This is a genomic window from Streptomyces sp. TP-A0356 (assembly GCF_001417775.1).
Lineage (GTDB): Bacteria > Actinomycetota > Actinomycetes > Streptomycetales > Streptomycetaceae > Streptomyces.
Map to the genome: position 1 here is coordinate 310,438 of NZ_BBZJ01000017.1, position 24,823 is coordinate 335,260.

Sequence of the window (24,823 nt, forward strand, 5' to 3'; positions counted from 1 at the left end):
CCCGAATGGCGGAGAGCGTCGTCGCCCACCGTGGTGCGGTGCGGCGCAGGCGTCATTGCCCGCGGTGCTTACGGCTCATGCCCGTCGGTCAAGCGGTCGAAACCGCCGAGTAACAACTACTTATGCGGTCCCTCGCATAAGGGGCTGGCGGGTCATCCTATGGCCGTACCGAACAGGCTGCCCAGGACGTACGTCACACCCGCCGCGGCACCACCGAGGCCGAGCTGCCGCAGTCCGCTGAACCACCAGGTGCGGGCCGTCACCTTGGCCACGACCGCGCCGCACGCGAAGAGGCCGACGAGGGCGAGCAGCAGCGCGGGCCACAGGGCATGGGCGCCGAGCAGATACGGCAGGACGGGCAGGAGGGCACCCAGCGCGAACGACCCGAAGCTGGAGACGGCGGCGACCGTCGGGGAGGGCAGATCGCCCGGGTCGATGCCGAGTTCCTCGCGCGCGTGTATCTCCAGGGCCTGCTCCGGGTCGCGGGAGAGCTGCCTGGCGACCTCGCGGGCGAGCGCGGGCTCGACGCCACGCGCCTCGTAGAGCGCCGCGAGCTCCTTCTCCTCGTCCTCCGGGTGCTTCTTCAACTCGCGCCGCTCGACGTCGAGTTCGGCCTCCACCAGCTCGCGCTGGGAGGCCACGGAGGTGTACTCGCCCGCGGCCATGGAGAAGGCGCCGGCGGCCAGGCCCGCGAGCCCGGTCAGAATGATGGCCTGCTGGCCGACGGCTCCGCCGGCGACACCCGTCATCAGGGCCAGGTTGGACACCAGCCCGTCCATCGCGCCGAAGACGGCCGGGCGCAGCCAGCCACCGTTCACATCGCGGTGCGTGTGGTTGTCCCGGTGCGCCTCGTGCAGCGTCGCCTCGGTCTCGATGATGGCCATGCCCGGTCCCCCAGGGGTGCGTGATTGGACTCTTTCCAGCTTTCGACAACACCGAAAGTACGCCGGTAACGGCCCGTCCGCCAGCAAGGAAAGGCTGGGCTAACCTGCACTTTTGCCTTCCAGCGCTCATCCGTGAGTGCTTCTGCACAGATGTCGGACGGGTGATGCTGAGCCGGGTCAGGCTCCGGGAAGCGCATCGGGTGGGACAGATCCGCAGAGGGGCCGTGCGCCCCGAGATCAGGGGGGTGCCCCGAGAGGAAGAGGCACCTTATGGCCATCGCCTGCATTCCCCCGGCCCCGGTACCCGGGGACGCCACCGCTCTTCGGGCGCGGGCGCGCGGCGCGCTGCTCGGCCTCGCCGTCGGCGACGCGCTGGGCGCGCCCGCCGAGAACATGCGACCGACCGAGATCCGCGCCCGCTGGGGCCGGATCACCGGGTACGTCGCCGAGCGGCCGCTGGGCACGGACGACACCGAGTATGCGATCTTCTCCGGGCTGTTGCTGGCCCGGCACGGCTCGGCGCTCACCGTGGCACACGCGGAGTCGGCCTGGCGCCAGTGGATCGCGGACCGGAACGAGGGGCCGCTGCGCGGTGCGGGGTTCAGCGAGCGGGGCACGCTGGAGAACCTGCGCCGGGGCCTTGCGGCACCCGTTTCGGCGCAGCACCGGCACGCCTGGAGCGACGGTCTCGCCATGCGCGCTGCGCCCTTCGGCGTCTTCGCGGCGGGCCACCCCGCGGAGGCGGCCCGGCTGGTGGCGATCGACGGCTCGGTGAGCCACGAAGGGGAGGGCATCTACGGTGGCCGGGCGGTCGCGGCCGGGGTCGCGACCGCCATGACGGGCGCCCCGGCGACCGTCGTCGCGGCCTCGGCCCTCGCTGTCGTCCCCGGCGACTCGTGGACGGCCCGCTCCCTGCGCCGCGCGCTCGCCGCGGCGCACCGGGGCCCCCGCGCGGTGCGTTCGGCGGTGGTGATCGAGGACTACCCCTGGACCGACCTCGCCCCCGAGGCCGTGGCCCTGGCGTTCGGCGCGTACGCGGCGGCGGACGGCGACTTCAGGCGGTCGGTGCTCACCGCGGTCAACATGGGCCGTGACGCGGACACCACGGCGGCGGTCGCGGGCGCCCTGGCGGGCGCGACATGCGGCGTCTCGTCGATCCCGGCCGAATGGGCGGCGGCGATCGGCCCGGCGCGGGGCCGTTGCCTGCCGTCCATGGAGGGACACCATGTGCTGGACGTGGCGGAACTGCTGACGCCGGGCGACGGCGGGAAGTGGGGAGCGGCGGTCGCACGGCTGTGGGGCGCGGGGAAGGGCGTACGACGAGGCGGTCCAGCACGGCACGGCGGCCCGGCACGGCACGAGGATCCGGGGCGGCGTGGCGATCAGGTGTGCCGCGCGGATCGGGAACGGCACGACCGTCCCGTACGGCACCACGATCCGGAGCACCAGGACCATCCCGCACGGCACGAAGACCCAGAACAGCACAGCGATCCGGCACGGCTCCACGACCGGGAACGGCACAGCAATCCCACACGGCACGAAGACCCAGAACAGCACAGCGATCCGGCACGGGAGCACGACCGGAAAGGGCACAGCAATCCCACACGGCACGAAGACCCAGAACAGCACAGCGATCCGGCACGGCTCCACGACCGGAAAGGGCACGGCAATCCCGTACGGCATGGCGACCCCGCACGGCATAGCGACCCCGTGCGGCCTGACGACCCCGCACGGCATGGCGACCCCGTGCGGCGTGGCGGTCCCGGTGGGCCCCTCGGAGCCGCATGCGGTGACGTGTGGGCGCGGCGCGATCCGGCGGCGTACGCGGAAGCGGCCCACGCGGAGGCGGCGGACGAGGACGTGGTGGAGCCGTGAGGGCGCCCGCAGGCTCCCGTCCCGCCGTTCCGCGTCGGGTCGAGGGCCTCCTGCTCGGGCTGGCCGCGGGCGACGCGGCCGGGTGGCCCGCCGCCCGGCACCGGGCCGCCCGTATGCCCGGGTGGACCCGGCGGCTGACCCGGGAACTCGACACCTTCGCCGAGCAGAACGCGACGACCACCCTGCCCGTGCCGCTCGCGCTGAACCAGCCGCCGGACCCGCTCAGGCTCGGGCCGTCGGACGACGCCGAGTGGGCCGCGTTCGCCGCCGAGGCCGTGCTGCACGCCGGGGACGGCGGCGCGCCCACCGGCCTCGACCGGCAGCGCAGGATGCGCGCGGCCATCGACCTCTCCTGGACCGCCGCCGCCGACGAGGCCGCCGCCGGGCGCGCCCCCGAGGCCGAGGCGGCGCTCCCGCCCCTGCGCGCCCGTATCTCCGTACGCGCGGGGCTCGGCAACCTCGCCAACGGTCTGCGCCCGCCCGCCACCGGGCACGACAACCCGCACTACTTCGACGACGCGGCGTGCGTACGGGCCTGTGTGCTGGCAATCGCTCATTCGGGGGATCCCCGGCTCGCCGCCGAACTGGCCGAGTTCGACGCCCGCTACACCCAGGACGGCGACGGGGTGCACGGCGCCCGCGCCATGGCCGCGGCTCTCTCGCTCGCCCTGTCCGGCGAGGCCGTCGACACCTGTGTGGCGGCCGCGCTCGCCGAACTTCCCGAGTCCACCGAGATCGGCCGCAACGCCCGGCACGCGCTGAGGCTCGCCCTGGACGGTGACGGGGCCTTCCCGGTCGTCCCCCTGCTGGAGCACCAGATCGTCGACCACGTCTACAGCTACGGAGTCGCGGCCGCGGAGACCGTACCGGTCGCGCTCGCGCTGGCGACGGCGGCTCGCGGCCGGATCGCGGAGGCCCTGCCCGCCGCCGCCTGTCTGTCGCGGGTCGCCGACTCCGCCCCGGCGCTGACGGGCGCGCTGACCGGGGCGCTCGGCGGCGGCGAGGCGATCCCACCCGCCTGGCGCGACGCCTGCCGCACCCTGGCCGGCTGTGCGCTGCCCCGCCTGACCGGCACGGACCTCGTACACCTCGCCGAACTCCTGGAGGCGACGGAACTGGCCGCCACCGGTGGATGATTCGGACATGACGCTCACTTGTGACGAGACGGTCCCTCTCGACGAACGCATCACCGGTGCCCTGGTGGGCGCCGCCGTCGGCGACGCCCTCGGCGGGCCCGTCGAGGGCCACTCCCCCGAGCAGATCGTCGAACGGCACGGCGGACGCGTGCACGGAATCGTCGGCCCCTGGCACGGCGACGCCTGGCGCACGGCCCGACCCGCCGCCCCGTACCACAAGGGCGACGGCCACGTCACCGACGACACGTTGATGACCCATGCCCTGGTACGGGTGTACGCGGCCGTCCGCGACCACCTCGACGCCTACGCGGTCGCCGAGCACCTGGTCCCCGACCTGATGACCACGCCCCGCTGGATCCCGGAGCTGGAGGCGGAGGCGATTCCCCTCCAGCGGATCTTCCTGGCGGAGAAGTGGCTCGTGGCCCGGCTGCACCACGGCCATGTCGATCCGCGTGAGGCGGGCGTCGGCAACATCGTCAACTGCGGTGCCGCGATGTACATGGCGCCGGTCGGCCTGGTCAACGCGGCCAACCCGGCGGGCGCGTACGCCGAGGCGCTGGACGTGGCGGGGGCGCACCAGTCGTCGTACGGCAGGGAGGCGGCCGCAGTGTTCGCGGCGGCGGTGGCGGCGGCGTGCGCGCCGGACGCGACCCCCGACTCGGTCGTGGCCGCGTGCCTGTCCCTGGCGAAGGACGGGACGCGCGCCGCCATCGAGTCGGTCTGCGAAGCGGCCTCCCGCTGCACGGACTTCGAGTCGGCGCTCCGGCCGCTGCGGGCGGCGGTTGCGCCCTACGACACGGTCGGCCCCGACTACCGTGCGCCGTCCCTGGGCGCCCGCCGCCCCTCCCGGCTGCACGCGATCGAGGAACTACCGGTGGCACTCGGCATGATGGTCGTGGCACATGGCGACTACCGCCACGCGGTGCTCGGCTCGGTGAACTACGGGCGGGACTGCGACTCGATCGCGACGATGGCGGGTGCGATCACGGGGGCACTGGGTTCGGAGATCCCGCCGTACTGGGCGAAGGCGGTCGCGGAGGCCAGCCGACTGGACCTGGACGCACCGGCACGAACGCTCACGAAGGTCACACGGGAGATCTTCGCCCGGGACGTGAGCCGCCGCCGGGCCCATGAGGCGGCGTTCAGCCGGATCGGAGGCTGAGGTGCTCCGACTGACCTGGGTCCAGCCGGAGGACCTGCTCGGCCACGAACTCCACCAGGCGGAACAGGACGGCCGTGAGCCGTCCGCGATCGCGGCGAGATGGAGAGCGGCGGGCGGCCCGGGAGCCCCGCTGCGCGCGGGCGCGTCAGCGGTGCCCGCGTCTCCTTACCTGCGGCTGCTGGCGAAGGACTTGCTGGACGAACTGGCGGACCTGCCCAGCAGGTTGGCGGAGACGGAGCCGACGGAGCTGGGGAGGATCAGGGCACTGTGCCCGGCGTGGCCCTCCGTTCCGGCCGCCGCGAGCCCACCCGAGTCCCGCCTGGAAGCCGCCTGGCTCGGCCGAGCCGCCGGCTGCCTCCTCGGCAAACCCGTGGAGAAGCTCCCCCTGGAGGGCATCCGCCGACTCGCCCGCGCGACCGGCAACTGGCCGCTGCGCACCTGGTTCACAGCCCGGGGAGTTCCCCCGGAGCTGACGGCGACGTACCCCTGGAACCGCCGCTCGGCCACCACCTCCCTCGCCGAGAACATCGACGGCATGCCCGAGGACGACGACCTCGACCACCCGCTGCTGAGCCTGCTGTTGCTCACGCGCCACGGCAAGGCCTTCACCACCACCGACGTGGCCCGGCTCTGGCTCGACGAACTCCCCGCCGGCCGTACCTTCACCGCCGAACGCGTCGCCTACCGCAACCTTCTCTCCGGCGTCGAACCCCCGCGCACGGCCCGCCACCGCAACCCGTTCCGCGAGTGGATCGGCGCCCTCATCCGCGCCGACGTCCATGGCTGGACGAACCCCGGCGATCCCGGGGCCGCAGCCGAGCAGGCCCACCGCGACGCCACCCTCACCCACACCGCGAACGGCGTCTACGCGGCGATGTTCACGGCGGCCACCATCGCCGAGGCGGCCACCGGCGCGCACGACGTCCACCACTGCCTGCGCACCGGCCTCACCGTCGTCCCGCCCGCCTCCCGCCTCGCACACGCCGTCCGTCATGCGATCCGGCTCGCCCGGAACACCGCGGACTTCGACACGGTCGTCGACGAACTCCACACCGTCCACCGCACCTACCACTGGGTCCACGCCATCCCCAACACAGCGCTGATCGCCGCCGCCCTCACCCACGCCGACGGCGACTTCACCGGCTCCATCTGCCGCGCGGTGGCCGGGGGCCTGGACACCGACTCCGCCGGGGCCACGGCAGGCAGCATCGCGGGCGTGCTGGCCGGGCACCCCACCGCGCTCCCCGAGCGCTGGACGACGCCCCTCAAGAACCGGCTGGCCACCTCCGTCGGCGACTTCAACGGCATCGGTTTCGACACCTTGGCCCACCTCACGCACCGGGAAGCCCACCGCTCATGACCGCGCCCCTCACCGGCCTCCGCGTCCTCGACATCGCGACCCTCTTCGCCGGTCCGCTCGCCGCCACCCTGCTCGGTGACTTCGGTGCCGAGGTGATCAAGGTCGAGCATCCGGCCAGACCGGACCCGTCCCGGGGGCACGGACCGGCGAGGAACGGGGTCGGTCTGTGGTGGAAGCTGCTGGGCCGCAACAAGCGCACGATGACGCTGGACCTGTCGAAGCCCGGCGGCCGTACGACGCTGCTGCGTCTCGCCGCGAGCGCCGACGTGGTCATCGAGAACTTCCGTCCGGGCACCCTGGAGAAGTGGGCCCTGGGCTGGGACGAGCTGTCGGCCGCGAATCCCCGTCTGGTCCTCGCCCGGGTGACCGCCTTCGGCCAGTTCGGCCCCTACGCGAACCGTCCCGGCTTCGGCACGCTCGCGGAGGCGATGAGCGGGTTCGCGGCCATCACCGGCGAGCCCGACGCGCCCCCGACGCTCCCGCCGTTCGGGCTGGCCGACTCGATCGCGGGCCTGGCGACGGCGTACGCGGTGATGACGGCCCTCGCGGCCCGGGACCGCACCGGCACGGGCCAGGTGGTGGACATGGCGATCATCGAACCGATCCTCACGGTCCTGGGACCGCAGCCGATCTGGTACGACCAGTTGGGCCACCTCCAGCGCCGCACCGGCAACCGCTCCCAGAACAACGCCCCGCGCAACACCTACCGCACCGCCGACGGCAGCTGGGTCGCCGTCTCCACCTCCGCCCGGTCCGTCGCCGAGCGGGTGATGCGCCTGGTCGGCCGTCCGGAAGTGGTCGACGAGCCGTGGTTCGCGACCGGCGCGGGCCGGGCCGGGCACGCGGACGTGCTCGACGATGCGGTCGGCGGGTGGATCGCCCGGCGCACACGCGCGGAGGTCCTGAAGGCGTTCGAGCAGGCGGAGGCGGCGGTGGCGCCGATCCAGGACGTGCGGGATGTCATGACCGACCCCCAGTACACGGCGCTGAACACCATCACCACGATCCCCGACGACCCCGAGCTGGGCCGGCTGCGGATGCAGAACGTCCTGTTCCGGCTGTCCGCCACGCCCGGCGTGATCCGCTGGGCGGGCCGTCCGCACGGCGCGGACACGGTGGCGATCCTGACCGAGCTCGGCCTCACGCGCCCGGAGATCGCCGCGCTCGAAGCGGAGGGCGTCCTGTGATCGCGGGCCCGGCCCACCCCCCGCTCACCCTGCTGTACGCGCCCGGGGACCGCCCGGAGGTGGTGGGCAAGGCGCTTGCATCCGGGGCGGACATGGTGCTGATCGACCTGGAGGACGCGGTCGCCCCGGACCGCAAGGAGTACGCACGGGCGGCAACGGCGGAACGGCTGTCCCAGCGCCCGCCGGTGCCGGTGCACGTCCGTGTGAACGCGCTGGACAGTCCCTGGGCGGACGGAGACCTCACGGCGTTGTCCGGGCTCCCCGGCCTCTCGGGGCTGCGGCTGCCGAAGGTCACGTCGCCGTCGGAGGTGGTGCGCGTGGCGGAACGCGTCGCCCCGGCGGGGGGCCGGGCGCTTCCCCTCCACGCCCTTCTGGAGTCGGCCCTGGGGGTGGAGCGGGCGTTCACCATCGCGTCGGCGCATCCGTCCGTACGGGGCATCGCGCTGGGCGAGGCGGACCTGCGGGCGGACCTGGCCGTACGGGAGGACGCGGGCCTGGACTGGTCACGGGCCCGGGTGGTGCTGGCCGCGCGGGCCGCCGCGCTGCCTGCGCCCGCCCAGTCGATCTATCCGGACACCAGGGACCTGGAGGGCCTGGCGGCCTCCTGCGCCCACGGCCGCGCGCTGGGCTTCCTGGGCCGTGCGGCGATCCATCCCCGCCAGCTCCCGGTCATCGAACGCGCCTACACGCCCACCGCGGAGGAGATCGTCCGAGCCGAGGAGACCCTGAAGGCCGCGGCCAGAGAACCGGGCGCCCAAGCCCTCCCCGACGGCCGCTTCATCGACACGGCGACCGTGCGAGAGGCCCAGCGGACACTGTCCCTGACCCACCGAAGCCGCTGAGCACCCGGCGACACACATCGGGGGCGCCGTATCGCGCGATACGGCGCCCCCGATGACGTACGAACGCCCGTCAGCCCTTCTTGGCCGACTTGGCCTCGTCCTCCGATGCCTCGGAGGTCTCGGAGGTCTCTGAGCTCGCGGCGGTCTCGGCGGCCTCAGGAGTCTCCGCGGCGGTCGGCTTCTTGTCCTCCGGCTCCGGCTCGAGCTTCTTCTCCGGCTCCGGCTCGGGCTTCTTCTCCGGCTCCACCGGGCCGCCGTCCTCCTCGACCGCACCGCCGACGGCACCCGGTTCCACGACTTCCTCGCGTCCCGGCCGCAGCCGCGACGACACCACGATGTAGGTCACGGCCAGCAGGAACACCAGGATGGCGGTCCAGTCGTTCAGCCGCAGACCCAGGATGTGGTGCGCGTCGTCGACCCGCATGTACTCGATCCAACCGCGGCCCACGCAGTACGCGGCCACGTACAGCGCGAACGCCCGCCCGTGCCCGAGGGTGAAGCGGCGGTCCGCCCAGATCACCAGGAACCCGGCCCCGACGCACCACAGCGACTCGTACAAGAAGGTCGGGTGGTAGTACCCCGGCACCCGTCCGTCCGTCGACGACGTGATGTGCAGCGCCCACGGCAGATCCGTCGGCCGTCCGTACAGCTCCTGGTTGAACCAGTTGCCCCAGCGCCCGATCGCCTGGGCGAAGGCGATACCGGGCGCCACGGCGTCGGCGTACGCCGGCAACGGGATGCCCCGGCGCCTGCAGCCGATCCACGCGCCGATCGCCCCGAGCGCGATCGCGCCCCAGATGCCGAGCCCGCCCTGCCAGACCTTGAAGGCGTCCACCCAGTTACGGCCGTCGCTGAAGTACAGCTCGTAGTCCGTGATCACGTGGTACAGCCGACCGCCGACGAGGCCGAAGGGCACGGCCCAGACCGCGATGTCGGCCACCGTGCCGGATCGGCCGCCCCTGGCGATCCAGCGCTTGTTGCCGAGCCACACGGCCACGAAGACACCGATGATGATGCAGAACGCGTAGCCGCGCAGCGGAATGGGGCCGAGGTACAGCACTCCGCGCGAGGGGCTGGGGATGTAGGCAAGTTCCATGGCAGGACCGACGCTACCCTGCCGGACACACAGCGTGGCAACCCACCCGGCTACGGGTCCATAACGCAACCCGCCCGGCCCGGCCTCAGGCCTTGTTCGCCGCCTGCACCATCTGCTTCAGCTTCGCCGGTGTCATCGTCTGGTCCCCGGAGATGTTCTTGCCGTCGAGAAGCACCGTCGGCGTGCCGCTGAAACGGCCGCTCTGGAACGCGGCGTTCGACTTCTCCACCCAGCTGTTGTGCGTGCCGTCCTTCACGCACTTCTGGAACGCCGGGGTGTCGAGGCCGCTCACCTTGCCCGCCAGCCCGATGAGCTTGGCGTCGTCCGCGAACGAGTCCTGCGTTTCCATGGGCTGGTTGTCGTAGAGCACGTCGTGGTAGTCCCGGAACTTCCCGGCGTCCTGCGCGCACGCCGCCGCGTTCGCCGCGTGGCGGGAGCCGCTGCCGCCCTGGTTTCCGTCGATGAGCGTGACCAGGTGGTACTCGGCTCTCAGCTGACCGGCGTCGACCAGCTGGCGGATCGTCGGACGGTAGGCGGTCTCATAGGCCTTGCAGGCCGGGCAGCGGAAGTCCTCCCACACCGTGAGGGTCGACTTGGCGGAGGCTTTGCCCACCGGGATCGCGAGTCTGTCCTTGCCGGTCGCCCCCGAGGGCACCACCAGGGGGCCGGCGGAGCCGCTCTTGCCTCTCTTGCCTGCGTTGGCCGCCAGGACGCCTCCCACGGCCGCCAGGGCCAGAACGCAGACGACCGAGGCGCCCACGATCAGCGCCCGCCGGCGCTTCTCCGCGGCCTTCTGCTTCTCTCGCTCGACCGCCAGCCGCTCACGGGCGGTCCGCTTTCCGTCACGGTTCTTCTCGCTCACATCCGGCAGAACGAACCGGGGAGGCGCAGCGCGCCTCCCCGGCCCCAGGTCCACCCGTTCGAGTGAGGGAATCGCCTGTCTCGTACGGGCCTCACCCGTAGGTGTGAGGACGGCTGGGCGTCACGCGGTGCCGCGTACGCCCTCGGCCAGCTCGCCCGCCAGCGTCCGCACGGCCGCCAGGGCGGCCGCGTCGTCCTCGGCGTCCAGGATCCGCTTCACGAACGCCGAGCCGACGATCACCCCGTCGGCGAAGGCGGCCACCTCGGCGGCCTGCGCGGCGTTGGAGACTCCCAGGCCGACACAGACCGGCAGATCGGTGGTCGCCCGGGTGCGCCGGACCAGGTCCTGGGCCTGCGCGCCGACCGTCTCACGGGTGCCGGTGACACCCATGAGCGAGGCCGCGTAGACGAAGCCGGAGCCCGCCGCGGTGATCTCGGCGAGCCGGTCGTCCTTGCTGCTGGGCGCGACCACGAAGACCGTGGCGAGCCCGTGCTTCTCGGCGTGCTCGCGCCACAGGGCCGACTCCTGCACGGGCAGGTCCGGCAGGATGCAGCCCGCGCCGCCCGCCTCGGCCAGCTCGGCGGTGAAGCGTTCCACGCCGTACTTGTCGATCGGATTCCAGTACGTCATCACGAGCACCGGCTTCCCGGTCGCCTCGTGGGCCTCGCGCACCGTGCGCATGACGTCGGCGATCCGGACGCCGCCGCGCAGGGCGATGTCGTCGGCCGTCTGGATGACCGGTCCGTCCAGGACCGGGTCGCTGTGCGGCAGGCCCACCTCGACGATGTCGGCGCCGCCGTCGAGGGCCGCCTTGACCGCGGCGATGCCGCCGTCGACGGTGGGGAAGCCCGCCGGCAGGTAGGCGATGAGCGCGGAGCGCCCCTCGGCCCTGGCGGCGGCGAGGGTGTCGGACAGCAGCTGAATGTTCCCGCTCACTTGGCGTCTCCCTCGATCTCCGCGGCGTCGCTGTCGGCGTCCGCGGCGACGGACGCGTCGGTGTCGTACAGGCCGAAGTACCGGGCGGCGGTGTCCATGTCCTTGTCGCCGCGCCCGGACAGGTTGACGACGATCAGGCCGTCCGGGCCCAGCTCCCTGCCGACCTCCAGGGCACCGGCGAGCGCGTGGGCGCTCTCGATGGCCGGGATGATCCCCTCGGTGCGGGACAACAGTTCCAGGGCCCGCATGGCCGCGTCGTCGGTGATCGCCCGGTACTCGCCTCGGCCGCTGTCCTTCAGGTACGAGTGCTCGGGGCCGATGCCCGGGTAGTCGAGACCCGCGGAGATCGAGTACGGCTCGGTGATCTGGCCCTCGTCGTCCTGGAGGACGTACGACCTGGAGCCGTGCAGGATGCCGGGCTCGCCGGCGGTGAGGGTGGCGGCGTGCTCGCCGGTCTCGATGCCGTGACCGGCGGGCTCGCAGCCGATGAGACGCACGGACGTGTCCGGGATGAACGCGTGGAAGAGCCCGATGGCGTTGGAGCCGCCGCCCACGCAGGCGACGGCGGCGTCGGGCAGGCGTCCGGCACGCTCCAGGAGCTGCCGCCGCGCCTCCACGCCGATCACCCGGTGGAAGTCGCGCACCATGGCCGGGAAGGGGTGGGGGCCGGCCACGGTACCGAACAGGTAGTGGGTGTGGTCGACGTTGGCGACCCAGTCGCGGAACGCCTCGTTGATGGCGTCCTTGAGGGTGCGCGAGCCGGACTTCACGGCGATGACCTCGGCGCCGAGCATGCGCATACGGGCGACGTTGAGAGCCTGGCGCCGGGTGTCGATCTCACCCATGTAGATGGTGCAGTCGAGCCCGAAGAGGGCGCAGGCGGTGGCGGTCGCGACGCCGTGCTGGCCGGCGCCGGTCTCCGCGATGACCCGCGTCTTGCCCATCCTCTTGGTGAGGAGGGCCTGACCGAGCACGTTGTTGATCTTGTGGGAGCCGGTGTGGTTGAGGTCCTCGCGCTTGAGGAACACGCGGGCGCCACCGGCGTGCCCGGCGAACCGGGGCACCTCGGTGAGGGCGCTGGGCCGGCCGGTGTAGTTGACGAGCAGATCGTCGAGCTCGCGCGCGAACTCGGGGTCGGCCTTCGCCTTGTCGTACTCGACGGCGACCTCGTCCACGGCGGCCACGAGGGCCTCCGGGATGAACTTTCCGCCGAACGCACCGAAGTACCCCTCGGCGCTGGGAACCTGACCCTCGGGGTCGGGAATGAAGAACTCGCTGGGCATGCGGTTACCTCGCAGGGGCGAAAGCCCCGGGTTGGTCGGAGTGAGGGTGACGTCGATCGCGTACGCGCGCCGTGCCCGGGGCCGCCGGCGAACCTACGGCGGCGGGGCACCCCCGGCCGACCGGGCGAACCCGGGTCAGCTCACCGCGGGTGAGCGGCGCGTACGCGGGCGACGCCATCGCATGCCGTTGACCTGCCCCGGCTCGTCACCGATGACGTACCGCACCCGCCGCCCGTGCACCCGCCGCGCGGGCGCCCGGCAACCACGCGGCCGGCACCCACGGGCGAGGCGGGCATACGGATCCCTGGTCGCCACGGTGATCGGGAGCATCATCAGCGCCAACCCTACTGGGGCTCAGCCGCGCCCGTGCCGCAGGGCCGGGTGCGCACCCGCCGCCACCAGGTCGGCGACCGCCGTCTTCGGGTCGCGCCCGGTCACCAGGGACTCGCCCACGAGCACCGCGTCGGCACCCGCGTTGGCGTACGCGATCAGATCGTGGGGCCCGCGGACCCCGGACTCGGCGACCTTCACGATGCCCTCGGGCACCTCCGGGGCGACCCGCTCGAAGGTGGAGCGGTCGACCTCCAGGGTCTTGAGGTTGCGCGCGTTGACGCCGATCACCTTCGCGCCGGCGTCGACGGCACGGTCGACCTCCTCCTCGTCGTGCACCTCGACGAGCGCCGTGAGCCCGATGGACTCGGCGCGCTCGATGAGGGACTCCAGGGCGGGCTGGTCGAGGGCGGCGACGATCAGCAGGGCGAGGTCGGCGCCGTACGCGCGGGCCTCCCAGAGCTGGTACGAGGTGACGATGAAGTCCTTGCGCAGCACCGGGATGTCGACCCGCGCCCGCACCGCCTCGAGGTCGGCCAGCGAGCCGCCGAAGCGGCGCTGCTCGGTGAGGACGGAGATGACGGCGGCGCCGCCCGCCTCGTAGTCCGCGGCGAGGGCCGCGGGGTCGGCGATCGCGGCGAGCGCGCCCTTGGAGGGGCTGGACCGCTTGACCTCGCAGATCACGTTGACGCCCTCGCCGCGAAGCGCGGCGACGCCGTCCTTGGCCGCGGGAGCCTTCGCCGCGCGCTCCTTGAGCTCGTCGAGGCTGACGCGCGCCTGCCGCTCCGCGAGGTCGGCACGGACTCCGTCGATGATCTCGTCGAGCACACTCACGCGAGCGGCCCCCTTCCTGACGGTGGACGATGTGAAGAGTCTCGGGGGTTGGGCCCCGGCCCACCGGGACCGCCTCGGCGGCGAAACCGGTGGTCACTGTGATGGTATCCGGAGAAGGGCGTAGGCCTCGCATCCGGTTGACGCCGGTCCCACTACCTGGACATTCCCCAGTTGATCAAGGATGCAGCCAGCCACCGAACGGCAGGTTCCGGACAACCGTGAAGACCAGGAGCAGGGCACCCAGGCTCCACAGGTGTACTGGTTCCAGATTGACCCGAAGCGGCCGTCCCCGCATCGCGCGGACCGCCCAGACGGTCCACACCACCGCGAAGATCAGATAGCCGACGACCGCCAGTGCGTTGTCCTGGAGCGCCGCCAGGAAGTCGCCGTGCACGAAGGCGTGCGCGCTGCGCAGTCCGCCGCAGCCGGGGCAGTACACGCCGGCGAAGCGCAGCAGCGGGCAGACCGGGTAGTGCCCGGGTCGGTTGGGGTCCACCGCCCCGACGTACACGAAGGCCCCGACGACGCCCGCCAGCACCCCGGCGGGAACGGCGATCCGCCGCAGTGCGGCGGCGGCCCGGGCATCCGTGGGGGGCGGGGGCGGAAGCGGCGATGCGGGGTTCACGCCCCGCATTCTGCCCGCTCCGCGGCCACCTCGCCCGCTCGCTCCGCGCAGTCGCCGGCGAGGCGGGTTCCGCGGCAGCGCCGCGCGCCACGCCCCTCTCCCGCGCGGCCCGCCACAGCGCACTGGCCGACGCCGAAGCGCCCCTCGGCCCGAGCACATCGCGGGCCTGGGGGCATCGCGGCCCTGAGGGCACCGCGGTCCTGGGCACATCGCGGCCCTGAGCGCCCCTCAGCCCGAGCGCAACGCGGCCCGGAGGGCATCGCGGTCCTGAGCGCATTGCGGCCCTGGGCACATCGCGGTCCCGAGCGCATCGACGCCCTGAGCACATCGCGGCCCTGAGCGCCCCTCCGCCCGTGCGCATTGCGGCCCGGAGGGCATCGCGGCCCTGAGCGCGCCTCGGCCCGAGCACATCGCGGCCCTGAGCGCCCCACCGCCCCAGCGCACCGCCGCCCCGAGCGCATCGCCTCCTGAGCGCGCCTCGGCCCGAGCGCTCGCGGCCCTGAGCGCCCCACGACCCGAGCACATCCCGGCCCTGAGGACATCGCGGCCCCGAGCGCCCCTCCGGCCCTGAGCGCCCCTCCGGCCCTGAGCGCCCCTCTCCGCCCGAGCACATCCCGACCCTGAGCACATCGCGGCCCCGAGCGCTCCTCAGCCCGCGCGCACCGTGGCCCTGGGCGCCCCTCCGCCCGAGCACATCGCCGCCCCGAGCGCCCCACCGCACCGCAGCCCCGAGCGCCCCACCGCCCCACCGCCCCACCGCAACGCCGCCCCGAGCGCCCCACCGCCCCAGCGCAACGCCGCCCCGAGCGCATCGCGGCTCGGGGTGCGAGAACGTGAGGGGCGGCCCCGGGCTCATTGGCCGGGGCCGCCCCTCATGGGCGACTCGGGAAGCGCTCAGCGCTCCGTCGCGCTCGCGGGCTGGTGCGCCGAGTGCGCCTGCGTCTTGGGCTGGCCGAGGCCCATCTGGCGCATGACGCCACCGATGACGCCACCGAGGGCGACGATCACCAGGCCCGCCCAGAAGCCGACGGGCTGGGCCATCACGGTGAAGGCGCCCGCGACGCAGAAACCGATGACGGCGATGATGACACCGGTCCAGGCGGCCGGGGTGTGGCCGTGGCTGCTGCCCGCCATGTCTTGCTCCTCGTGTGCTGTATGTGTGTGGGTGAGTCGGACGCTCGGCGCCCATTGTCCCGTACCCGCGCGTATCCGGTGATCGCGGGGTCGTCGGTCCCGGGGCCGCGCAGCGGTCAGGCGCCCGTGGGGTCCTCGCCCCGGTCGAGCGCCTTCCACAGGTCCTCGGGGCGGTCCGGGTCGACGGGCTTGGCCCTGCGCGGCCGGGGGGTGCCGTCGCGCTCGTAACGGCCGGACATCGCGGGCCACCGTCGGCCGTAGCGCAGGGCGAGGAGTCCCGCGACGAGGATGAGCGCACCGCCCAGGGCCGCGACGTACGGCCAGGCGGTGTGCGTGAGCGCGGACGCGGTCGCGGAGGTGTCGCCGGCCGCCTGTGCCGCCTTCTCGTCGAGCGCCGAGCTGTCGGTGACACCGAGGAGCGCCGCCACGACGGTGCCCGCGCCGGAGAGGGCGAGCAGCACCGAGACGAGCAGACGCCCGGCTCTGCGGACGGCGAAGACGGCGACGAGCGCGGCGAGGCCCACTATGGCGAGGGCCGCGGGCACGCCCGTGACGTCGCTGCCCTTGGCGGTCAGCGGGAAGTCGCCGCCGGCCACCGTCACGGTGCCCGCCGACCAGCCCTGCCGGGAGGAGAGCAGCGCCACGGCCGCGCCGACCGCCCCGCACAGCAGGGCGAGGGCGAGGCTTCGGCGGGCGAACCTGACGGGTGCGGCGGCCTCGGATCGGGGGTGAGGTACGGCAGTCACGTACTCCACTATCGCCTGAGGCCCGGGCCAACCGTCACCCGGGCCCCCTCAGCGGGTGACGTGTGGATCCTCACGGCCCCGATCCATGAGCCCCCTAGCGGCCCAGCCGGTTGGCCGTGTGGACCGCGCGCAGGACCGCCGCCGCCTTGTTGCGGCACTCGTTGTCCTCGGCGACCGGGTCGGAGTCGGCGACGATGCCCGCGCCCGCCTGGACGTACGCCGTGCCCTCCCGCAGCAGGGCCGTGCGGATCGCGATGGCGGTGTCGGAGTCGCCCGCGAAGTCGAGGTAGCCGACGCAGCCGCCGTACAACCCGCGCCGGGACGGCTCGAGTTCGTCGATGATCTGCATGGCGCGCGGCTTGGGCGCGCCGGAGAGGGTGCCGGCCGGGAAGCAGGCCGTCAGGACGTCGAAGGCCGTGCGGCCCTCGGCGACCCGGCCCGTGACGGTCGAGACGATGTGCATCACGTGGGAGTACCGCTCGACGGACATGAAGTCGACGACCTCGACCGAGCCTGGCTCGCAGACCCGTCCGAGGTCGTTGCGGCCGAGGTCGACGAGCATCAGGTGCTCGGCGCGCTCCTTGGGGTCGGCCAGCAGTTCCTCGGCGAGGGCCTGGTCCTCCTGGGGGGTCGCCCCGCGGTGCCGGGTACCGGCGATCGGGTGCACCATGGCCCGGCCGTCCTCGACCTTCACCAGCGCTTCCGGGCTGGACCCGACGACGTCGAAGCCGTCGAAGCGGAACAGGTACATGTACGGGGACGGGTTGGTGGCCCGCAGCACCCGGTAGACGTCCAACGCGCTCGCCGTGCACGGGGTTTCGAAGCGCTGCGACGGTACGACCTGGAAGGCCTCGCCCGCGCGGATGCGCTCCTTGACGTCCTCGACGGCCTCCTGGAAGTCCTTGCCGCCCCACCCGGCGGTGTACTCGGGGAGTTCGGAGGGCGGCAGGACCGCCGGGGGCTGGGCGACCGGGCGCGAGAGGTCCGCCTCCATGGCGTCCAGGCGGGCCACGGCGTCCGCGTAGGCCTCGTCGACGCCGGTGTCCAGGTCGTTGTGGTTGATCGCGTTGGCGATCAGCAGGACCGAGCCCTCCCAGTGGTCCATCACGGCGAGGTCGCTGGTGAGGAGCATGGTCAGCTCGGGCAGCCGGAGGTCGTCCCGCTCGCCGGGGCCGATCTTCTCCAGGCGGCGCACGATGTCGTAGCCCAGATAGCCCACCATGCCGCCGGTGAAGGGCGGCAGGCCATCCTGACGGGGCGTGTGCAGGGCCTCGACGGTGGCCCGGAGGGCGGCCAGCGGGTCGCCGCCGACCGGGACTCCGACGGGCGGGGCGCCGAGCCAGTGGGCGTGCCCGTCCTTCTCGGTCAGGGTGGCGGCGCTGCGGACGCCCACGAAGGAGTAGCGGGACCAGGTCCGGCCATTCTCCGCGGACTCCAGCAGGAAGGTGCCGGGGCGCTCCGCGGCGAGCTTGCGGTAGAGCGCGACCGGGGTGTCGCCGTCGGCGAGGAGCTTGCGCGTGACGGGGATGACGCGGCGGTCGGCGGCCAGCTTGCGGAACGTGTCGAGGTCCATGGCGGCCGACCCTACTGATCCGCGGAGGCCGCGCCGGACGCGGCGTCCTCGAGGAGCACGTCGGCGTCGAAGCAGGTGCGGTCACCGGTGTGGCAGGCGGCGCCCACCTGGTCCACCTTGACGAGCAGGGTGTCGGCGTCGCAGTCCAGGGCCACCGACTTCACGTACTGGACGTGGCCGGACGTATCGCCCTTCACCCAGTACTCCCGCCGGCTGCGCGACCAGTAGGTGCACCGGCCGGTCGTCAGGGTGCGCTGCAGCGCCTCGTCGTCCATCCAGCCGAGCATCAGCACCTCACCGGTGTCGTACTGCTGGGCGATCGCGGGGAGCAGCCCGTCGGCGCCGCGCTTGAGACGCGCCGCGATCTCGGGGTCCAGGCCACTGGGCCTGCTGGGCGGAGGCGTGCTGGTCATGCCGACCATTGTGCCGCGCCGCACCGGCCTCCCCGGCCACCCGCCCGGTGGGCGGACCGTGTCCCCGGTCGTACGCTGACTGCATGTCGACCCATGCGAAGCGTGAACGACTTCTTCTCGCCGACCTGTTGGAGGCCACGGGCCCGGACGCCTCCACGCTGTGCGAGGGCTGGACCACCCGTGACCTGGCCGCGCACGTGGTCGTGCGCGAGCGGCGCCCGGACGCCGCCGGGGGCATCCTCGTCAAGCAGCTCGCGCCGCGCCTGGAGCGGGTGATGGCGGAGTTCACCGAGAAGCCCTACGAGGAGCTGATCCAGCTCATCCGTACGGGTCCACCGCGGTTCTCGCCGTTCGCCCTGAAGCAGATCGACGAGATGTCGAACACCGTCGAGTTCTACGTCCACACCGAGGACGTACGCCGGGCGCAGCCCGACTGGACGCCGCGTGAGCTGGACCCGGTGTTCCAGGACGCGCTGTGGTCGCGGCTGGAGCGGACCGCCCGGCTGACCGGCCGGGCCGCGCCGACGGGCCTGGTGCTGCGCCGTCCGGACGGGCAGACGGCGGTCGCGCACCGGGGCACGCCGGTGGTGACGGCAACCGGCGAGCCCTCGGAGCTGCTGATGTTCTCGCTCGGGCGGCAGCGGGTGGCGGACGTGGCACTGGAGGGCGACAAGGAAGCGATCACGACGCTGCGCGAGGCGAAGGAACTGGGCATCTGAGCCGGCGCCTCAGCGGGGAACCCCGGCCACCGTCGGGTGACCGGGGCTCAAGCCGGGCGTGGTGTCACCGGACCGGGTGTCCCGCCGCTCTCAGTGACTCCTTCACCTCGCCGATCCGCAGGTCCCCGAAGTGGAACACGGAGGCCGCCAGTACCGCGTCCGCGCCCGCGGCGACGGCCGGCGGGAAGTCGGCCAGCTTGCCCGCGCCGCCCGACGCGATGACCGGGACGGTCACGTGCTTGCGTACGGCCGCGATCATCTCCAGGTCGTAGCCGTCCTTGGTGCCGTCGGCGTCCATCGAGTTCAGCAGGATCTCGCCCGCGCCCAGCTCGGCGGCCCGGTGCGCCCACTCGATCGCGTCCAGGCCGGTGCCCCGGCGCCCGCCGTGCGTCGTCACCTCGAAGCCCCCGGACGGAGTCCTGCGCGCGTCCACGGACAGGACCAGCACCTGGCGCCCGAAACGCTCGGCGATCTCCCGGATCAGGTCCGGGCGGGCGATCGCGGCCGTGTTCACGCCGACCTTGTCGGCGCCCGCGCGCAGCAACCTGTCCACGTCCTCGGCCGTACGGACGCCGCCGCCGACGGTCAGCGGGATGAACACCTGCTCGGCGGTGCGGCGCACCACGTCGTACGTCGTCTCGCGGTTGCCCGAGGACGCGGTGATGTCCAGGAACGTCAGCTCGTCGGCGCCCTCGGCGTCGTACACCTTGGCCATCTCGACGGGGTCGCCCGCGTCGCGCAGGTTCTGGAAGTTGACGCCCTTGACGACCCGGCCGTTGTCCACGTCCAGGCAGGGGATGACTCGGACCGCCAGGGTCATGAATCCACGGCTCCTCTGAATGCTTCTAGTTCCACCGACACCAGGACGCGCGGGTCGACGAAGCCGTCCACGACCAGCAGGGTCGCGGCCGGGCGCACGGAGTCGAACAGCTCCTTGTGGGCCCGGCCCACCTCGTCGACGTCCCGCGGATGCGCCAGGTACATCCGGGTACGGATCACGGACTCGACGCCGAGCCCGAACTCGCCGATCGCCTCGACCGCGGTGGTGAAGGCGACCTTGGCCTGCTCGTACGGGTCGCCCTCCCCGTACAGCACCGGGCCGCGGAAGGCCGTCGTGCCCGCCACCAGCACGCGGTCGCCCGCCGCGACGGCCCGAGCGAAACCGAAGGAGTCTTCCCAGGGATTTCCGCTCTGCACGCGCCGCACGGCTTCGGACGTCATGACGACACAGCCTCCAAGGCCTCTTCCAGGGTGAACGCCCTCGCGTACAGGGCCTTCCCTACGATGGCGCCCTCGACACCGAGCGGGACGAGGTCGGCGATCGCCCGCAGGTCGTCCAGGGACGACACGCCGCCGGAGGCCACGACCGGGCGGTCGGTGGCGGCGCAGACGTTCCTCAGCAGCTCCAGGTTCGGGCCCTGGAGCGTGCCGTCCTTGGCGATGTCGGTGACCACGTACCGCGCGCAGCCCTCCTTGTCGAGGCGCTCCAGCGTCTCGTAGAGGTCACCGCCGTCGCGGGTCCAGCCACGGCCGCGCAGGGTGGTGCCGCGTACGTCGAGGCCGACCGCGATCTTGTCACCGTGCTCGGCGATCACCTTGGCGACCCACTCCGGGGTCTCCAGGGCAGCCGTGCCGAGGTTCACGCGGGTGCAGCCGGTGGCGAGGGCGGCGGCCAGGGTGTCGTCGTCGCGGATGCCGCCGGACAGCTCCACCTTGATGTCCATCGCCTTGGCCACCTGCGCGATCAGCTCACGGTTGTCGCCGGTGCCGAACGCGGCGTCCAGGTCGACCAGGTGCAGCCACTCGGCGCCCGCCCGCTGCCAGGCGAGGGCGGCCTCCAGCGGGGAGCCGTACGAGGTCTCCGTACCGGACTCGCCGTGCACGAGGCGGACGGCCTGGCCGTCGCGGACGTCGACGGCGGGGAGGAGTTCGAGCTTGGCCATGGTCTACAGGGTTCCGATCCAGTTGGTGAGCAGCTGCGCTCCGGCGTCGCCGGACTTCTCGGGGTGGAACTGCGTGGCCCACAGGGCGCCGTTCTCGACGGCCGCCACGAAGGACTTGCCGTGGGTCGACCAGGTCACCTTGGGCGCGTGCAGCATCGGGCTGTGCGTCTCCAGCTGCCAGTCGTGGACGGCGTAGGAGTGCACGAAGTAGAAGCGCGCGTCCGGGTCGAGACCGGCGAACAGTTCGGAGTCGGCCGGTGCCTCGACGGTGTTCCAGCCCATGTGGGGCACGACGTCGGCCTGGAGCGGCCCGACCGTGCCGGGCCACTCGTCGAGGCCCTCGCTCTCGACGCCGTGCTCGATGCCGCGGGCGAACAGGATCTGCATGCCGACGCAGATGCCCATCACCGGGCGACCGCCCGCCAGGCGACGGCCGATGATCCAGTCGCCGCGCGCGCCGCGCAGTCCCTGCATACAGGCGGCGAAGGCGCCGACGCCCGGCACCAGCAGGCCGTCCGCGTTCATGGCCTTGTCGAAGTCGCGGGTGATCTCGACATCGGCTCCCGCGCGGGCGAGGGCACGCTCCGCGGAGCGGACGTTGCCGAAGCCGTAGTCGAAGACGACGACGCTCTTGGCGGCGCTCAATTCCACACCCCCAGCCGCAGGACGCCCGCGACGAGACACAGCGCCGCGCCGATGGAGAGCAGCACGACGAGGCTCGTCGGCATCTTCTGCTTGACGAAGGAGATGATCCCGCCGACCAGGAAGAGGCCGACGACGATCAGAGCGGTCGACGTCCCGTTCACAGCGCGCCCTTCGTGGAGGGAAGGATCCCGGCCGCGCGCGGATCTCGCTCGCTGGCGTAGCGCAGGGCCCGGGCCAGCGCCTTGAACTGGCACTCCACGATGTGGTGCGCGTTGCGTCCGTACGGCACGTGCACGTGCAGCGCGATCTGGGCCTGGGCGACGAAGGACTCCAGTATGTGCCGGGTCATCGTGGTGTCGTACTCGCCGATCATCGGCGCCATGTTCTCCGGCTCGGTGTGCACCAGGTACGGGCGGCCGGACAGGTCCACGGTGACCTGGGCGAGCGACTCGTCCAGCGGGACCGTGCAGTTGCCGAAGCGGTAGATCCCCACCTTGTCGCCGAGCGCCTGCTTGAAGGCGGCGCCGAGCGCGAGGGCGGTGTCCTCGATGGTGTGGTGCGAGTCGATGTGCAGGTCGCCCTCGGTCTTCACGGTCAGGTCGAACAGACCGTGCCGGCCGAGCTGGTCGAGCATGTGGTCGTAGAAGCCGACACCCGTCGCGATGTCGGTCCTACCGGTGCCGTCGAGGTCGATCTCGACGACGACCGAGGTCTCCTTGGTGGTGCGCTCCACGCGCCCTACGCGGTTCATGCGCTCTGCTCCTTCTTCAGTTCACGGACCGCGTCGAGGAACGCGTCGTTCTCCTCCGGGGTTCCGGCGCTGACCCGTAGCCACCCCGGTACGCCGTTGTCCCGGACCAGGACGCCCCGGTCGAGGATCTTCCGCCAGGCCTCCTGGGCGTCGGCGAACCGCCCGAACTGCACGAAGTTGGCATCGGACGCGGTGACGTCGTAACCGATCGCGCGCAGCTCGGCGACCAGCCGGTCGCGCTCGGACTTCAGCTGCTCGACGTACTTCAGCAGTGTGTCGGTGTGCTCCAGGGCGGCCAGGGCGGTCGCCTGGGTGATCGCCGACAGGTGGTACGGCAGCCGTACGAGCTGGACGGCGTCCACGACCGCCGGGTGCGCGGCGAGATAGCCGAGGCGGAGGCCGGCCGCCCCGAACGCCTTCGACATCGTCCGCGAGACGACGAGATTCGGCCGACCTTCGATGAGGGGCAGCAGCGAGTCGCCGTGGCTGAACTCGATGTACGCCTCGTCCACGATGACCATGGACGGCTTCGCGGCCTGCGCGGCCTCGTACAGGGCGAGGACCGTCTCGGCGGGGACCGCGTTGCCCGTGGGGTTGTTGGGGGTCGTGATGAAGACGACGTCCGGCCGGTTCTCGGCGATCGCCTGCTCGGCGGCGGCGAGGCCGATCGTGAAGTCCTCGTTGCGGGGGCCCGCGATCCAGCCGGTGCCCGTGCCGCGCGCGATGAGCGCGTGCATCGAGTACGACGGCTCGAAGCCGATCGCCGTGCGGCCCGGTCCGCCGAAGGTCTGCAGCAGCTGCTGGATGATCTCGTTGGAGCCGTTGGCCGCCCAGACGTTCTCGGGGCCGACCTCGTGCCTGCCGGTCTTCGTCAGATACTCGGCGAGCTTCGTGCGCAGTTCGACCGCGTCCCGGTCCGGGTAGCGGTTGAGGTCGCGGGCGGCCTCGCGCACGCGCTCGGCGATCCGCTCCACCAGCGGCTCGGGCAGCGGGTAGGGGTTCTCGTTGGTGTTCAGCCGTACGGGGACGTCCAGCTGGGGCGCGCCGTAGGGGGACTTGCCGCGCAGCTCGTCCCGTACGGGGAGATCGTCGATTCCGGTCACTTGCTTTCGGGCACCTTCCAACCGAACCTGGCCTTGATCGCCGCGCCGTGCGCCGGCAGGTCCTCCGCGTCCGCGAGCGTCACCACGTGGTGCGCGACCTCGGCCAGCGCGTCCCTGGTGTAGTCGACGATGTGGATGCCGCGCAGGAAGGACTGGACGGACAGACCCGAGGAGTGGCAGGCGCAGCCCCCGGTCGGCAGCACGTGGTTCGAGCCGGCCGCGTAGTCGCCCAGCGAGACCGGCGCCCAGGGACCGACGAAGATCGCGCCCGCGTTCCGCACCCGGTCGGCGACCGCGGCGGCGTCCGCCGTCTGGATCTCCAGGTGCTCGGCGCCGTACGCGTCGACCACCCTGAGGCCCTCGTCGACGCCGTCGACCAGCACGATCGCGGACTGCTTGCCCGCGAGCGCCGGGCGGATCCGGTCCTCGATGTGCTTGGTGGCCTCGACCTGCGGCTCCAGCTCCTTCTCCACGGCGTCCGCCAGCTCGACCGAGTCGGTGACGAGGACGGCGGCCGCCAGCGGGTCGTGCTCGGCCTGGCTGATCAGGTCCGAGGCCACGTGCACTGGGTCGGCGGTCTCGTCCGCGAGGATCGCGATCTCGGTGGGACCGGCCTCGGTGTCGATGCCGATCCTGCCGGTGAAGTAGCGCTTGGCCGCGGCGACCCAGATGTTGCCGGGGCCGGTGACCATGTTGGCGGGCGGGCAGGACTCGGTGCCGTAGGCGAACATGGCCACGGCGGTCGCGCCGCCGGCCGCGTACACCTCGTCGACGCCCAGCAGTGCGCACGCGGCGAGGATCGTCGGATGCGGCAGACCACCGAACTCGGCCTGGGCCGGGGAGGAGAGGGCGATCGACTCGACGCCGGCCTCCTGCGCGGGCACGACGTTCATGATCACCGACGACGGGTACACGGACCGGCCACCGGGCGCGTACAGCCCGACGCGCTCCACCGGCACCCACTTCTCGGTGACCGAGCCGCCGGGCACGACCTGGGTGGTGTGCGCGGTGCGGCGCTGCTCACGGTGGACGAGCCGGGCGCGGCGGATGGACTCCTCCAGGGCCGCGCGCACGGCCGGGTCGAGCCGGTCCAGCGCCTCGCTGAGCGCCTCGGCCGGAACCCGTACGGATGCGAGCCGCACACCGTCGAACTTCTCCGCGAAGTCGATCAGCGCCGCGTCGCCCCGATGATGCACGGCTTCGCAGATCGGACGCACCTTCTCCAGGGCGGCCTGAACGTCGAAGTCGGCTCGGGGCAGCAGGTCGCGCAGGGCGGGGCCCTCGGGGAGGGCGTCGCCGCGCAGATCGATTCGGGAGATCACAGCCCCAATTCTCTCAGACGGCACGGGCCCGTCGGACGCCCGTATCAGTGGCTGATACGCAG

At 72.7% G+C, this 24,823-nt stretch carries 26 protein-coding genes and 1 pseudogene; 7 read left to right on the forward strand and 20 right to left on the reverse strand.

All coding sequences use genetic code 11. From position 1 onward, the window contains the following. Positions 1 to 152: 152 nt before the first annotated feature. Complete coding sequence (locus ASC56_RS14530; RefSeq protein WP_055491789.1) at positions 153 to 884, reverse strand: VIT1/CCC1 transporter family protein; 732 nt, start codon at positions 882 to 884, stop codon at positions 153 to 155. A gap of 270 nt (positions 885 to 1,154) precedes the next feature. On the opposite strand from ASC56_RS14530, the pseudogene ASC56_RS14535 reads away from it, so the two are divergent. The 6 genes and pseudogenes from ASC56_RS14535 to ASC56_RS14560 form a co-directional block, all read left to right on the forward strand. After that, positions 1,155 to 2,163 (forward strand): annotated as a pseudogene (locus tag ASC56_RS14535) (ADP-ribosylglycohydrolase family protein); the annotation flags it as partial. Between the two features lie 592 nt (positions 2,164 to 2,755). After that, entirely contained in the window at positions 2,756 to 3,895 is a 1,140-nt protein-coding gene (locus ASC56_RS14540; RefSeq protein WP_055491790.1) for an ADP-ribosylglycohydrolase family protein, read from the forward strand. A 7-nt stretch (positions 3,896 to 3,902) separates the two neighbouring features. Next, complete coding sequence (locus ASC56_RS14545) at positions 3,903 to 5,057, forward strand: ADP-ribosylglycohydrolase family protein (protein WP_055491791.1); 1,155 nt, start codon at positions 3,903 to 3,905, stop codon at positions 5,055 to 5,057. 1 nt (position 5,058) lies between these two features. Continuing rightward, the gene (locus ASC56_RS14550) at positions 5,059 to 6,417 is read left to right on the forward strand and encodes an ADP-ribosylglycohydrolase family protein (protein ID WP_199835988.1); all 1,359 of its coding nucleotides are present in this window, start codon (positions 5,059 to 5,061) and stop codon (positions 6,415 to 6,417) included. Then, positions 6,414 to 7,604, forward strand: coding sequence for a CaiB/BaiF CoA-transferase family protein (locus ASC56_RS14555; RefSeq protein ID WP_055491793.1), 1,191 nt, complete (start codon positions 6,414 to 6,416; stop codon positions 7,602 to 7,604). Before ASC56_RS14550 ends, ASC56_RS14555 begins: the two co-directional genes overlap by 4 nt. Beyond that, entirely contained in the window at positions 7,601 to 8,446 is an 846-nt protein-coding gene (locus ASC56_RS14560; RefSeq protein WP_107309253.1) for a CoA ester lyase, read from the forward strand. The genes ASC56_RS14555 and ASC56_RS14560 overlap by 4 nt, the downstream gene beginning before the upstream one ends. A 70-nt stretch (positions 8,447 to 8,516) precedes the next feature. Here ASC56_RS14560 and lgt read toward each other — a convergent pair whose 3' ends face one another. The 11 genes from lgt to hisI all read right to left on the reverse strand — a co-directional run bounded on the left by lgt (position 8,517) and on the right by hisI (position 18,278). After that, complete coding sequence (gene lgt / locus ASC56_RS14565) at positions 8,517 to 9,542, reverse strand: prolipoprotein diacylglyceryl transferase (protein WP_055491794.1); 1,026 nt, start codon at positions 9,540 to 9,542, stop codon at positions 8,517 to 8,519. An 85-nt stretch (positions 9,543 to 9,627) separates the two neighbouring features. Continuing rightward, complete coding sequence (locus ASC56_RS14570) at positions 9,628 to 10,404, reverse strand: thioredoxin domain-containing protein (protein WP_055491795.1); 777 nt, start codon at positions 10,402 to 10,404, stop codon at positions 9,628 to 9,630. A gap of 120 nt (positions 10,405 to 10,524) precedes the next feature. Beyond that, the gene (gene trpA / locus ASC56_RS14575; protein ID WP_055491796.1) at positions 10,525 to 11,340 is read right to left on the reverse strand and encodes a tryptophan synthase subunit alpha; all 816 of its coding nucleotides are present in this window, start codon (positions 11,338 to 11,340) and stop codon (positions 10,525 to 10,527) included. After that, positions 11,337 to 12,623 carry a tryptophan synthase subunit beta gene (gene trpB, locus ASC56_RS14580; protein WP_055491797.1) on the reverse strand — a complete coding sequence of 429 codons (1,287 nt, stop codon included), beginning with the start codon at positions 12,621 to 12,623 and terminating at the stop codon, positions 11,337 to 11,339. The genes trpA and trpB overlap by 4 nt, the downstream gene beginning before the upstream one ends. A 135-nt stretch (positions 12,624 to 12,758) precedes the next feature. After that, entirely contained in the window at positions 12,759 to 12,956 is a 198-nt protein-coding gene (gene trpM, locus ASC56_RS43100; protein WP_079102509.1) for a tryptophan biosynthesis modulator TrpM, read from the reverse strand. A gap of 21 nt (positions 12,957 to 12,977) precedes the next feature. Beyond that, on the reverse strand, positions 12,978 to 13,787 hold the full coding sequence (trpC, locus tag ASC56_RS14585; RefSeq protein WP_055491798.1) for an indole-3-glycerol phosphate synthase TrpC: 810 nt from the start codon (positions 13,785 to 13,787) through the stop codon (positions 12,978 to 12,980). A 175-nt stretch (positions 13,788 to 13,962) separates the two neighbouring features. Continuing rightward, positions 13,963 to 14,421: a DUF2752 domain-containing protein gene (locus tag ASC56_RS14590; RefSeq protein WP_079102496.1), complete on the reverse strand. Its 459-nt coding sequence runs from the start codon at positions 14,419 to 14,421 to the stop codon at positions 13,963 to 13,965. A gap of 885 nt (positions 14,422 to 15,306) precedes the next feature. Beyond that, positions 15,307 to 15,546 carry an HGxxPAAW family protein gene (locus ASC56_RS14595; RefSeq protein WP_055491799.1) on the reverse strand — a complete coding sequence of 80 codons (240 nt, stop codon included), beginning with the start codon at positions 15,544 to 15,546 and terminating at the stop codon, positions 15,307 to 15,309. A 116-nt stretch (positions 15,547 to 15,662) separates the two neighbouring features. Next, positions 15,663 to 16,301 (reverse strand): TIGR02234 family membrane protein, encoded by a 639-nt coding sequence (locus ASC56_RS14600; RefSeq protein WP_055491800.1) that lies wholly within the window; start codon positions 16,299 to 16,301, stop codon positions 15,663 to 15,665. Between the two features lie 85 nt (positions 16,302 to 16,386). Beyond that, a complete protein-coding gene (locus tag ASC56_RS14605; protein ID WP_055491801.1) occupies positions 16,387 to 17,865 on the reverse strand; it encodes an anthranilate synthase component I in 1,479 nt (492 codons plus the stop codon). An 11-nt stretch (positions 17,866 to 17,876) separates the two neighbouring features. Then, the gene (hisI, locus tag ASC56_RS14610; protein WP_055491937.1) at positions 17,877 to 18,278 is read right to left on the reverse strand and encodes a phosphoribosyl-AMP cyclohydrolase; all 402 of its coding nucleotides are present in this window, start codon (positions 18,276 to 18,278) and stop codon (positions 17,877 to 17,879) included. A gap of 83 nt (positions 18,279 to 18,361) precedes the next feature. Here hisI and ASC56_RS14615 point away from each other — a divergent pair, with 83 nt between their 5' ends. After that, positions 18,362 to 18,997 (forward strand): TIGR03085 family metal-binding protein, encoded by a 636-nt coding sequence (locus ASC56_RS14615; RefSeq protein ID WP_055491802.1) that lies wholly within the window; start codon positions 18,362 to 18,364, stop codon positions 18,995 to 18,997. 64 nt (positions 18,998 to 19,061) lie between these two features. Here the strand turns inward: ASC56_RS14615 and hisF are convergent, their stop codons facing one another. From hisF to hisD, 8 genes are read right to left on the reverse strand one after another with little or no spacing between them, the layout of a single operon-like run. After that, on the reverse strand, positions 19,062 to 19,817 hold the full coding sequence (gene hisF / locus ASC56_RS14620) for an imidazole glycerol phosphate synthase subunit HisF (RefSeq protein ID WP_055491803.1): 756 nt from the start codon (positions 19,815 to 19,817) through the stop codon (positions 19,062 to 19,064). Beyond that, positions 19,814 to 20,218 (reverse strand): RidA family protein, encoded by a 405-nt coding sequence (locus tag ASC56_RS14625; protein ID WP_055491804.1) that lies wholly within the window; start codon positions 20,216 to 20,218, stop codon positions 19,814 to 19,816. Before ASC56_RS14625 ends, hisF begins: the two co-directional genes overlap by 4 nt. Continuing rightward, the gene (priA, locus tag ASC56_RS14630) at positions 20,215 to 20,940 is read right to left on the reverse strand and encodes a bifunctional 1-(5-phosphoribosyl)-5-((5-phosphoribosylamino)methylideneamino)imidazole-4-carboxamide isomerase/phosphoribosylanthranilate isomerase PriA (RefSeq protein WP_055491805.1); all 726 of its coding nucleotides are present in this window, start codon (positions 20,938 to 20,940) and stop codon (positions 20,215 to 20,217) included. Before priA ends, ASC56_RS14625 begins: the two co-directional genes overlap by 4 nt. A gap of 3 nt (positions 20,941 to 20,943) precedes the next feature. Continuing rightward, a complete protein-coding gene (gene hisH, locus ASC56_RS14635; RefSeq protein ID WP_055491806.1) occupies positions 20,944 to 21,591 on the reverse strand; it encodes an imidazole glycerol phosphate synthase subunit HisH in 648 nt (215 codons plus the stop codon). Then, on the reverse strand, positions 21,582 to 21,746 hold the full coding sequence (locus ASC56_RS41195; protein WP_055491807.1) for a hypothetical protein: 165 nt from the start codon (positions 21,744 to 21,746) through the stop codon (positions 21,582 to 21,584). Before ASC56_RS41195 ends, hisH begins: the two co-directional genes overlap by 10 nt. Then, positions 21,743 to 22,336 (reverse strand): imidazoleglycerol-phosphate dehydratase HisB, encoded by a 594-nt coding sequence (gene hisB, locus ASC56_RS14645; RefSeq protein WP_055491808.1) that lies wholly within the window; start codon positions 22,334 to 22,336, stop codon positions 21,743 to 21,745. Before hisB ends, ASC56_RS41195 begins: the two co-directional genes overlap by 4 nt. Beyond that, entirely contained in the window at positions 22,333 to 23,439 is a 1,107-nt protein-coding gene (locus ASC56_RS14650; RefSeq protein ID WP_055491809.1) for a histidinol-phosphate transaminase, read from the reverse strand. Before ASC56_RS14650 ends, hisB begins: the two co-directional genes overlap by 4 nt. Then, entirely contained in the window at positions 23,436 to 24,761 is a 1,326-nt protein-coding gene (gene hisD, locus ASC56_RS14655; RefSeq protein WP_055491810.1) for a histidinol dehydrogenase, read from the reverse strand. Before hisD ends, ASC56_RS14650 begins: the two co-directional genes overlap by 4 nt. Between the last annotated feature and the right edge of the window lie 62 nt (positions 24,762 to 24,823).